The 10,583-nt window shown below is 71.0% G+C and carries 10 protein-coding genes; 5 read left to right on the top strand and 5 right to left on the bottom strand.

Translation table 11 applies throughout. The annotated features are described in order from the left end of the window. The first annotated feature begins 243 nt into the window (after positions 1-243). The 3 genes from ABZT18_RS31930 to ABZT18_RS31920 all read left to right on the top strand — a co-directional run bounded on the left by ABZT18_RS31930 (position 244) and on the right by ABZT18_RS31920 (position 2,795). Entirely contained in the window at positions 244-831 is a 588-nt protein-coding gene (locus ABZT18_RS31930; protein WP_355253234.1) for a dihydrofolate reductase family protein, read from the top strand. Positions 832-913: 82 nt separating this feature from the next. Continuing rightward, positions 914-1,531, top strand: a complete 618-nt coding sequence (locus tag ABZT18_RS31925; protein ID WP_354995931.1) for a helix-turn-helix domain-containing protein — start codon at positions 914-916, stop codon at positions 1,529-1,531. Then, positions 1,524-2,795, top strand: a complete 1,272-nt coding sequence (locus ABZT18_RS31920; protein WP_355253231.1) for an MFS transporter — start codon at positions 1,524-1,526, stop codon at positions 2,793-2,795. Before ABZT18_RS31925 ends, ABZT18_RS31920 begins: the two co-directional genes overlap by 8 nt. A gap of 196 nt (positions 2,796-2,991) precedes the next feature. Here the strand turns inward: ABZT18_RS31920 and ABZT18_RS31915 are convergent, their stop codons facing one another. Further along, entirely contained in the window at positions 2,992-3,123 is a 132-nt protein-coding gene (locus ABZT18_RS31915) for a hypothetical protein (protein WP_354995933.1), read from the bottom strand. A gap of 179 nt (positions 3,124-3,302) precedes the next feature. Between ABZT18_RS31915 and ABZT18_RS31910 the strand changes: the two genes are divergently transcribed. After that, on the top strand, positions 3,303-4,340 hold the full coding sequence (locus ABZT18_RS31910) for a LacI family DNA-binding transcriptional regulator (protein WP_354995934.1): 1,038 nt from the start codon (positions 3,303-3,305) through the stop codon (positions 4,338-4,340). A gap of 114 nt (positions 4,341-4,454) precedes the next feature. Here ABZT18_RS31910 and ABZT18_RS31905 read toward each other — a convergent pair whose 3' ends face one another. The 3 genes from ABZT18_RS31905 to ABZT18_RS31895 form a co-directional block, all read right to left on the bottom strand. After that, the gene (locus tag ABZT18_RS31905) at positions 4,455-5,300 is read right to left on the bottom strand and encodes a peptidylprolyl isomerase (RefSeq protein WP_354995935.1); all 846 of its coding nucleotides are present in this window, start codon (positions 5,298-5,300) and stop codon (positions 4,455-4,457) included. 70 nt (positions 5,301-5,370) lie between these two features. After that, a complete protein-coding gene (locus tag ABZT18_RS31900; protein ID WP_354995936.1) occupies positions 5,371-6,585 on the bottom strand; it encodes a D-alanyl-D-alanine carboxypeptidase in 1,215 nt (404 codons plus the stop codon). Positions 6,586-6,638: 53 nt separating this feature from the next. Continuing rightward, positions 6,639-7,367, bottom strand: a complete 729-nt coding sequence (locus ABZT18_RS31895; RefSeq protein WP_355253228.1) for a MerR family transcriptional regulator — start codon at positions 7,365-7,367, stop codon at positions 6,639-6,641. A gap of 164 nt (positions 7,368-7,531) precedes the next feature. Here ABZT18_RS31895 and ABZT18_RS31890 point away from each other — a divergent pair, with 164 nt between their 5' ends. Beyond that, positions 7,532-9,826, top strand: a complete 2,295-nt coding sequence (locus ABZT18_RS31890) for an excinuclease ABC subunit UvrA (RefSeq protein WP_354995938.1) — start codon at positions 7,532-7,534, stop codon at positions 9,824-9,826. 185 nt (positions 9,827-10,011) lie between these two features. Here ABZT18_RS31890 and ABZT18_RS31885 read toward each other — a convergent pair whose 3' ends face one another. Then, positions 10,012-10,431: a protein-tyrosine phosphatase family protein gene (locus ABZT18_RS31885; RefSeq protein WP_355253225.1), complete on the bottom strand. Its 420-nt coding sequence runs from the start codon at positions 10,429-10,431 to the stop codon at positions 10,012-10,014. Positions 10,432-10,583 lie beyond the last annotated feature (152 nt).

Genomic DNA, 10,583 nt, shown 5'->3' with positions numbered 1-10,583 from the left:
TCCGGCATCGCCAACCTCCACAACATCATCCTCGCCGGCTGACCACCGGCCCGGTCCCGGGCAACGCCTTCAACCAGTTACGAGACATCCCTTAGCCTCGGCCCTTTAGCAAGGTGGCCGGCCAGGTGTCCGGGAACGCGAAAGCGCTTGTCGAGGCCGGCTCATCAATGGTCTGAAGGATCCGCCACACGGTCGCGTCCGAGGCGTTCCCGCAGAGCGCAGTCACTATGGGAAGAGGAGATGATGGGCCGCTTCACGTACTGGATGAACGTGTCCCTCGACCTGCGAATCGAGCAAGTTCCTGGGGACAACGGTGCTGGCGAGTGGCTGCGCATCGACGAGGAACTGCACCGCGAGTTCAACGCGCGGGCGCGGGCGCTCGCGCTCCTGGTCCAGGGTCGGGTCATCTACGAGACGATGGAGGAGTACTGGCCACGGGCGCGCGAGGACGCGTCGCTGCCGGACTACATGCGTGAGTACGGCGAGATCTGGACCGCCAAGCCCAAGGTGCTCGTCTCCCGCACCCGCCACGGCGCCGATCACCACACCCGGATCATCGGCGGAGCCGACGCGATCGAGCAACTCGCCGCCCTGCGGGCCGAAACCGACGGCACCATCGGTGTGGGCGGCGCGACGCTCGCGACGCACCTGCTCCGGGCGGGGCTTCTTGACGAGCTGCTGCTCTTCACCCACCCGGCAATCCTCGGCGGCGGCCGGCCGCTGTTCGACGACTACGACGTGCCGATCGAGCTCGATCTGCTTGAGCAGCGATCGTTCAAGCAGGGCGTCACGATGCATCACTACGCCATCCGCGAGACGAGCCCGCGCTGAGGCAGGTCACGGACGGTGCGCTGGTCCACGAACTTGCCGCCGGATATTGCTAGAGATGTCTTTCTAAAGCATTCTCTAGCGTGTGACCGAAGGAATGCCTGAGCGTTCAATCAAGCTCACCGACCCGCGCACCCTGCGGGCGTACGCGCACCCGCTGCGCATGCGTCTGATCGGGCTGCTGCGCAGCGACGGCCCGATGACCGCAACTCAGGCTGCCGCCCGGCTCGACGACAACGTGCCGAACTGCTCGTTCCACTTGCGACAGCTCGCCAAGTACGGGTTCGCCGAACGCGTTCCCGGGGCGGACGGTCGGGAACGGCCCTGGCGGGCCACCGCGCAAAGCACGTCCTGGGACGACGACTCCGACGACCCGGCCATGAAGGCCGCCACGGACCAGCTCAACAGCGTGATGATCGCCCTCTACGTGCAACGCGCGCAGGACTACCTCGCGGTCCGCGGCGACGAGCCTGTCGAATGGCGCGCTGCCGCCGGCTTCGGCGACGCGCTGCTGCACGTCACCGCCACTGAGCTGCGCGAGATCACGGAGGAGATCGACGCGCTGCTGGCCCGGTACGACGAACGGGTTGCCGACCCGGCGAGACGCCCGCCCGGGTCTCGCCCGGTGCAGATCATCCAGATGGCGGTGCCGCGTGGACCCGTACCCCCCGAGGACCAGCGAGCGGAGACGGACCGTGACTAAACCCCTCGTTCTGGCCGACCCGGCACCACCGCGCCGGCCGCGCATCCCCAGGCTGCTACAGCAGGCGGCCTTCCGCCGCTACTGGTCCGCGCAGACCGTCTCGCTCTTCGGCGACCAGATCACCATGCTCGCCGTGCCGCTGCTGGCCGTGCTCGCGATCAGCGCCGGACCCGTCGAGATGGGCTACCTGACCGCCGCCTCGCTGCTGCCGAACCTGTTCTTCTCCCTGCCCGCCGGCGCCTGGGTGGACCGGTACCCGCGCCGCCGCCAAGTAATGATCATCGCCGACCTTGGCCGGGCGGGTCTTCTACTGGCCGTGCCACTGCTGTGGTGGGCGGACGCACTGAACCTGCCGCTGCTCTGTGTCGTGGCCTTCCTGATCGGGACCCTCTCGGTGTACTTCGAGGTGGCGCACAGCAGCCTGTTCGCCACCCTGGTCCGGCGACCGGACTACGTTGACGCCAGTAGTCTGATCAACGGCAGCAGGGCCATGTCGTACGTGGCCGGCCCGAGCATCGGTGGCGTCCTCGTGCAGGTGCTCACCGCCCCGGTCGCGCTGGTCGCCGACGTGCTCACCTACCTGACGTCTGCGGTCTTCCTGGCCCGCATAAGGGTCACCGAGCATCCCGTACAGAGCGGCCCCGGCCTGGGCATGGCCGCTGGCGTGCGGTACGTGGCCCGCTCTGCGGTGCTACGGGCGATCCTGCTCGGCACCACCACGCTCAATCTGTTCAACTACATGTTCGCCGCGCTCTTCGTGCTGTACGTGACCACCGAGCTGGGCATCTCCCCCGGAGTGCTGGGCCTTGTCATCGGAGCCGGCGCGTTCGGCGGACTGCTCGGCGCAGCGGTCACCGGCCCGCTCAGTCGCCGGATCGGCATCGGCCCCGCGGTAATCCTCGGCTTCGTCGTCTTTCCGGCCCCACTGATCCTCGTGCCACTGGCTGGGGGACCACGGCCCCTGGTGCTCACGCTGCTGCTCCTCGCCGAGCTCGTCTCCGCGCTGGGCGTCATGATCCTCGACATCGCGGTCGGATCGGTGCAGATCGCGGCCACACCCGTGGCGATGCTCGCCGTGGTCTCCGGTTTCCGACGCACCGTCAACTACGGCATCCGGCCAGTCGGCGCCCTGATCGGCGGGGTACTCGGTGCCACGATCGGGGTCCGTCCCGCCCTCTGGATCGCCAGCCTCGGCGCCCTACTCGGCGTGCTCTGGGTCATCTTCTCCCCACTGCGCACCATGCGCGAGCTGCCCGAGGAGTGATGTCCCACCGCGGCGGGCCCGTTGAGAAGCAAGAGGCCCAACCGGCCCGGTCAGTGCGACGGTCGCCACGAGCTGCGTTTGCGTGCTGGACGAAGACAGCCGCAGCTCCACCTCGCCCGGCTCGACCACCCTTGCCCCGTTCCGCCCCGTGAACGAGAGCAGGTCGGACGGCACAGTGACGTCGCCCGGCAGCCCGTCAGAGGCTCTGGATCATCGTGGGGTCGGCGGCGAGCTGCCGCCAGTTGGCCAGGCCGACGTACTCTGCCTCGCCGATGCCGCTCCAGCTCATGAAGGAGAAGGCGACGACGAGCACCAGCGGCACGATCACGAAGAAGACCCGATAAACTTCCGGAGCTTTTCCGTAACTGCGCCGAACGCTCGAACGACCTGGCGTGTCGTCAACCCCCGTCCGTGAGGCAAGATGACGCGTGGAACGGGCACGCCGTTCCGGGACACTCGGTTGACGACGTCTGTGGTCGTTCTTCCTGACCGGTGAAGGAGACGCGGGTGGGCGCGGACGACGGACGCAGGGTGACCATCACCGCGATCGCACGGGAGGCCGGAGTGTCGGTGCCGACCGTGTCACGGGTGCTCAACGGTCGCTCCGATGTGGCCCCGGGCACCCGGGAGCGAGTCGAGGAGCTACTGCGCCACCACGGCTACCGGCGTCGCAGCAGCCGCAGCGTCCGCCGCGCCGGCCTCGTCGACCTGGTCTTCAACGACCTGGACAGCCCCTGGGCCGTCGAAATCATCCGGGGCGTGGAGGATGTCGGGCACGGCGCGGGTGTCGGCACGGTGGTCTCCGCGATCCACCGGCAGCCCACCGCGGCCCGGCAGTGGTTGCAGAACCTGCGCACCCGGGCCACCGACGGGGTCATCTTCGTGACCTCGCACCTGAGCCCGCCGCTGCACGCGCAGCTGCGCCGTCTCAACGTGCCGGTGGTGGTTGTCGACCCGGCCGGGGTGCCGGCCATGGACGTGCCGACGATCGGCGCCACCAACTGGGCCGGCGGGCTCGCCGCGACCGAACACCTGCTCTCGATCGGGCACCGACGCATCGGCTTCGTGGCCGGGCCGACGCACCTGCTGTGCAGCCGGGCCCGGCTCGACGGTTACCGGGCTGGTCTGGAGGCCGCCGGGGTGTCGGTGGACGACGCGCTGATCTGCGCGGGCGACTTCTACCACGCCTCCGGGTTCGCCGCCGGGGCGGCGCTGCTCGACCTCGCCGATCCGCCGACCGGCATCTTCGCCGCCAGCGACCAGATGGCCTTCGGCGTCTACGAGGCCATCCGGCGCCGAGGGCTGCGAGTCCCCGACGACGTCAGCGTCGTCGGCTTCGACGACCTGCCGGAGGCCCGGTGGGCCTCGCCACCGCTGACCACCGTGCGGCAACCGTTGGTCGAGATGGGACGGTTGGCCGCGCGGACCGTGTTGCGCCTGGCCCAGGGCGAGGGCATCGACTCGCCGCGAGTGGAGCTCGCCACGGAACTGGTCGTCCGCGACAGCACCACCGCCCCACCAACCGGGTCGCCTGACCCGTCGTGACGGCCGGAACTGTGTCGGAAAGCGGTTGGACCGGTTCCGACCTGCTTCCGAAAGTTCCGGCGTAGGGCGAGCTGGCGCGGTGAGCGACCGAGAGTCGCCCACCGCGCCGGACGGTCAGTGGTGGTGCGAGCGGATGGCCTTGCGAATGTCCACCGGCAGCGCGGGCGCGCCGTCGACCGGCGCCGGGTCCTCGGCGGTCGGCGCCACTCCCCCGGCGGCGATCCGGTCCAGGGTGGCCAGGCCGGCCCCGTCGATCTCGCCGAAGATCGTGTAGTTCGGGCGGAGCGCGGAGTTGGCGTACACCAGGAAGAACTGGCTGCCGTTGGTGTCCGGCCCGGCGTTCGCCATGGCCAGCACGCCCCGGGCGTAGACCCGGCGTTCACCGGTCGGGTCGGTGGGCGCAGGCGGCAGGTCGGTCGGCAGCTCGTCGCGGTACCGGTATCCCGGGCCACCCTCGCCGGTGCCGGACGGGTCACCGCACTGCAACACGCTCAGGGTGGGGTACGCGGTGAGCCGGTGGCACGAGGTGCGGTCGTAGAAGCGCTTGGCGACCAGGTGCAGGAAGCTCTGCACGGTGCACGGCGCGGCAGCCCGGTCCAGGGTCAACCCGATCGGCCCGTGGTTGGTCGCCAGGGTCACCCGGACGCTGCCCCGGGCCGGGGTGCGTCGCGGGTCGGGCGGCAGCGGCACCGGCCGGGCGGCCGGCTCGTCCGGCGTCTCGGCGTACGCGCACGGGCCGTGGGTCGTGCGCGGCGGCCGGGTGGCGGCGTCAAGGGCGGTGGGCGGCGCGGCGGACGCGGTCACCGCATCGGCCGACGGGCCCGGCGCGGCGACCGCGGTGGCGGACGCGCCGACGACCAGCGCGCCGGCGAGCACGGTCACCCCCGCGAGGCGGGTCAGCGCGCGCACCGGCCGGCGGGATGCCGCCACGCCGAGGCGCGGTTCGAGTTCACTCGACACAGGGATCCTCCTGGACTCGTGGTGCCAGAAAGACCGGAGTCTATGGAGGACAGCGCCTGATGTCGATCCGTCAGGGCAACTGGCGGCGGCGGCGCCACAGCAGCCCGCCCAACAGCGCCAGCATCCCCGCGCCGCTCACCGCGGTCACCGACCAGAGCCACCCCGAGCCGGTACGCGCCGGCCCAGTGGCCGCCGCCGGCCGAGGCGCACCGGGCGCCGCCAGCGCGGACGGCGCCGCCGCCGAGGGCGTGGCGGTCAGCTCGCCCGGCTCGACCAGCCGGCCGACGGAGGCGTCGCGGGGCAGCGTGAAGCCCCAGTCCAGCAGGGCGGCACCCTGCTCCCAGCCGCGCACCGGCGTCGACTCCGCGCCCAGCAACGTCACCACCAGCCGCCGCCCGCCGCGCTCCGCCGCACCCACGTAGGTGTGCCGGGCCAGGTCGGTGAAGCCGGTCTTGCCCCCGAGCGCACCCGGGTACCGGTAGATGAGCTGATTCTCGTTCTGGATCTGGAAACCCTTGGTGCGCTGCGCCGGCTGGGCCGGAATGGGAGCCAGGTCGGTCAGCGCGTACCGCCGGAAGGTCGGCTCGGCGAAGCACGCCCGAGCGATCAGCGCCAGGTCGTACGCGCTGGTGAACTGCCCCTTGCCGTCCAGCCCGGACGGGGTGACCGCGTGCGTCTGGAGCGCGCCGAGGCGGTGCGCCTGCTCGTTCATGGCGCGTACCCCGGCGGCCGCGTCGTCCGCCCCGCTGCCCAGCCGGGCCAGCGCGTTGGCCGCCTCGTTGCCCGAGTTGAGCAGCAGGCCGAGCCAGATGGTCTCGATGGTGTACCGGCCACCCTCGACCAGCCCGACCGCGGAGGAGCCGGGTTCGATGTTCATGTCGTCCGAGGTGACGGTGACCGTCTGCTTCGGGTCCAGCCGGGGCAGCATCGTGGCCGCCAGCAGGAGCTTCTGCACGCTGGCCGGCGTGCCGTACTCGTGTGGGCCGCAGCCGCCGAGCACCTGGCCGCTGTCCAGGTCGGCGACCAGCCACGACGTGGCGGTGACCCCCGGTGGTGCGGCGACGCCGGCCGGCACGACCAGGCCGGTCGTGTCCAACGCCGCGCCGCCGACCGCCCGCTGCTCCGGCACGGCGGGCGGAGGCGAGGGCCGGGGCGGACGGGACATCGCCTGCGCTGGCACCCGGGGGCACCGCACGGTCGACGCGGCGGACGCTCCCGCGGCGGCGACCGGCGCGGGAGCGAGCAGGATGGTGGACGCCGTGGCCGCCAGCAACGCAGCTCTCATGAGACCGACCCTAGTCAACAAGATCGCCCGGCGGGACGGGATGCCGTGGTCGATCAACCCACGTCGCCGCGACCACGCAGATAGTCGTACAGCGCGGCACTCCCCCGCACCCGGCGCAGGCTGCGGGTGTGCAGCTCCTGCTCACGGCGGGCAAGCTCGGCGCGGACCCGCTGGGCGCTGCCGGTGGTCCGCAACTCCCCCAGCACCGCCGCGATGATCTCAAACGGGTACGCGCCCCGGCGCAGCAACGCGATGACCTGCGCGGCGCGCAGGTCCGCCTCGTCGTACACCCGGTAGTTGGTGCCCGGGGTGCGACCCGGCCGCAGCAGCCCGCGCTCCTCCCACAGCCGCAGCTGCGGGGTCCGGACCCCGACCAGGGCGGCGACCTCGCCGATGCGGGCGCCCCGGCGTGGCGCGGGCCGGGTCGCCGGCGGGCTGGCCAGGACGGTCTCGAAGGCGCCGAGCACCCGGCGGATCTCGGCGCGTTCCCGGTCCAACTCGGCGTGGCCACCGTCGAGCGCCGCGAGGGCCGCCGGCAGGTCGCCCCGGTGCACCGCCGCCATGATCTCCCGGGTACGGCTCCAGCCGTGCCCCTCGGCCACGCGCCGCGCCACGGTCAGCGCCTGTGCGTGCTCACTTGTGAAGATCCGGTAGCCGCTCGCGGTGCGCCGTACCGGCGGCAGCACACCCAACTCGACGTAGTTGCGCACCTGCTGCACGGAGATCCCGACGGTGGCCGCGAGGTCGACGGCGCGCAGGCGATCCTTCGGCTCGGTGTCCACGACGGCAACCGTACTGGTTCCGACGTGATTTGAGACTTATCAGGTCGTCCCGACGAGTCCCTCGCAGCAATTCCGGCGAAAGTCTCTACAGGAGGATGAATGAGACAATGTAATCCGTCAGCCCGGCGGGAGGCTATCTCGCCATGACCTCGTGAAGGGTTCGCATGTCGCAGCCAGCATGGTCCGACGCCGACAGCCACGACATGATCGAGGTACGCGGAGCGCGGGAGAACAACCTCGCCAACGTCTCGGTCGACATCCCCAAGCGCCGGTTGACCGTCTTCACCGGTGTCTCCGGGTCAGGCAAGTCGTCGCTCGTCTTCGGCACCATCGCCGCCGAGTCCCAGCGCATGATCAACGAGACTTACAGCGCGTTCCTCCAGTCGTTCATGCCGAACCTCAACCGGCCCGACGTCGACTCGCTGCGCAACCTCAGCGCGGCCATCGTCGTCGACCAGGAGCGGATGGGGGTCAACTCCCGCTCCACCGTCGGCACCGCCACCGACGGGTACGCCATGCTGCGGATCGTCTTCAGCCGGCTCGGCGTGCCGTCGGTGGGCGGCGCGGGTGCGTTCAGCTTCAACCTGGCCGAAGGCATGTGCCTCACCTGCGAAGGGCTGGGCCGGGTCTCCGACCTCGACGTGAACGAGTTGGTGGACGTCGAACGCTCACTCAACGACGGCGCGATCACGGTGCCCAACTTCGCCGTCGACTCCTGGTACTGGCAGACCATCGTCGGCTCCGGCCTGTTCGACCCCGACATCAAGCTGCAGGACTACACGCCTTCCCAGTGGGAGGACTTCCTGCACAAGCCGGCCACGAAGATCAAGGTGGGCAGCAACAGCTGGACGTACGAGGGCCTCGCGGTCAAGGTCAAGCGACTCCTCCTGGCCAAGGACCGCGAGTCGATGCAACCGCACATCCGCGCCTTCGTCGACCGCGCGGTCACCTTCGCCACCTGCGGCGACTGCGGTGGCACCCGGCTCAACTCGGCAGCCCTGTCATCGCGGATCGCCGGCCGCAACATCGCCGAGTGCTCGGCCATGCAGATCAGCGACCTGGCCGCGTTCCTCCGGGACGTCGACGACCCGGCCGTGGCGCCGCTGATCGCCAACCTTCAAGACCTGCTGGACTCCCTCGTCGAAATCGGGCTCGGCTACCTCAGCCTGAACCGCGAGTCGGCAACCCTGTCCGGCGGGGAGGCGCAACGGGTGAAAATGGTCCGACACCTCGGCTCCAGCCTCTCCGACGTCACGTACGTCTTCGACGAACCCACCGTCGGCCTGCACCCGCACGACATCGCCCGGATGAACGACCTGCTGCTGCGGCTACGCGACAAGGGCAACACCGTGCTCGTGGTGGAACACAAGCCGGAGACGATCGCGATCGCCGACCACGTGGTCGACCTCGGGCCGGGAGCCGGCACCGACGGTGGCCGGATCTGCTTCACCGGCGACATCCCCGGGCTGCGCCGCTCCGACACGCTCACCGGTCGACACCTGGATCACCGGGTGACCCTGCGCGACGAGGTACGCCGACCGACCGGGCAGCTCGCCATCCGCCAGGCCGACCTGCACAACCTGCGCGACGTGGACGTCGACATCCCCCTCAGGGTGCTCACCGTGGTCACCGGCGTGGCCGGCTCCGGCAAGAGCTCGCTGATCCACGGGTCGCTGCGCGGCCGCTCCGGTGTCGTGATCGTGGACCAGTCCCCGATCCGTGGGTCACGACGCAGCAACCCGGCCACCTACAGCGGGCTGCTCGACCCGATCCGGACCGCCTTCGCCAAGGCCAACGGGGTCAAGGCCGCGCTGTTCAGCGCCAACTCGGAGGGTGCCTGCCCGGCCTGCAAGGGGATCGGGCTGATCTACACGGACCTGGCGATGATGGCCGGCGTGGCGAGCATCTGCGAACGGTGCGAGGGGCGACGCTTCACCGACGAGGTGCTCACGTACACGCTGCGCGGCAAGAACATCAGCGAGGTGCTGGCCATGTCGGTCACCGAGGCGCACAAGTTCTTTCCCAACGGGGCGGCGCACCAGATCCTCGGCCGGTTGGTCGACGTCGGGTTGGGCTACCTCAGCCTCGGCCAGCCACTGACCACCCTGTCGGGCGGAGAGCGCCAACGACTCAAGCTCGCCATCCACCTGGCGGAGAAGACCAGCACGTACGTCCTGGACGAGCCGACCACCGGCCTGCACCTGGCTGACGTGGACCAACTGTTGGCTCTGCTCGACCGGATGGTCGACGCCGGCAACACGGTGATCGTCATCGAGCATCACCAGGCGGTCATGGCGCACGCCGACTGGCTCATCGACCTCGGCCCGGGTGCCGGCCACGACGGCGGCCAGATCGTCTTCGCCGGCACGCCCGCCGAACTGGTCGCCCACGGCGACACCCTCACCGCAAACCACCTACGCGAGTACGTCCACGAGCCGGCAATGGTCGCCAGGAGGTAGCCCGGGGCGGCGGGGCGGGGCGCGCGGCTGCCTTCGCGATACGACATGTCGGGCGAGGGCTTCCGCGGCGGGCCCGCGAGGGCTTCCGCGGCGCGGCACGGCACGGCGGGCGCGCGGGCTGCCCACGCGGCACGGCACGGCTCGCGGGCGGGCTGCCCACGCAGCCGGTCGCGTGCGGATGCTTCTCAGGCGACGCGGCGCAGCCAGCGCCGCTGCCAGGGGGTCTCCACCGCCTTCGGGTGGTAGCCCGCCCGGACCCACGGCACCGCACGCTCAACCGGCAGGCCGTCGAGAATCGCCAACGCGGCCAACGCCGTACCGGTACGCCCCACCCCACCCCGACAGGCCACCTCGACGCGCTCACCGTCGTGCGCCCGCCGGAGCGCCACCCGCAGGGCGTCGAGGGCATCCGCCCGATCGAGCGGTACCCAGAAGTCGGGCCACCGGATCCGCCGGTACGGCCAGGCCGGCTCCGGCCCGGGCGCCAACAGCAGGGCGAAGTCGGCGGGCGAGGCCGCCGCACCGATACGGCGTCCACGCACGGTCGCCCCACTGGGGAGTACGAACACACCCGACTGCTCGGACCAGGACTCAGCGACAGTCACTCGAGCATTGTGCCGCCACTGCCGGTAGGGGTGGGCACAGACAGCGCCGCCCCCGGCTGGTGGGCCGGGGGCGGCCAGACCCGGGCCAGCAGCCCGGTCGGCACCGGCAGTGAGGACACCATCCAGGCGTCGACCCGCGCCAGGCAGTCGGC

Source organism: Micromonospora sp. NPDC005291, assembly GCF_040607415.1.
GTDB lineage: Bacteria > Actinomycetota > Actinomycetes > Mycobacteriales > Micromonosporaceae > Micromonospora.
This window is presented reverse-complemented; position numbering and strand designations above follow the sequence as displayed.

Bases quoted from the DNA above. Each gene is read 5' to 3' on its own strand.
- ABZT18_RS31930 (WP_355253234.1), top strand. From the start codon at position 244: ATGGGCCGCTTCACGTACTGGATGAACGTGTCCCTCGACCTGCGAATC.
- ABZT18_RS31900 (WP_354995936.1), bottom strand. From the start codon at position 6,585: ATGAGAGCTGCGTTGCTGGCGGCCACGGCGTCCACCATCCTGCTCGCT.
- ABZT18_RS31890 (WP_354995938.1), top strand. From the start codon at position 7,532: ATGTCGCAGCCAGCATGGTCCGACGCCGACAGCCACGACATGATCGAG.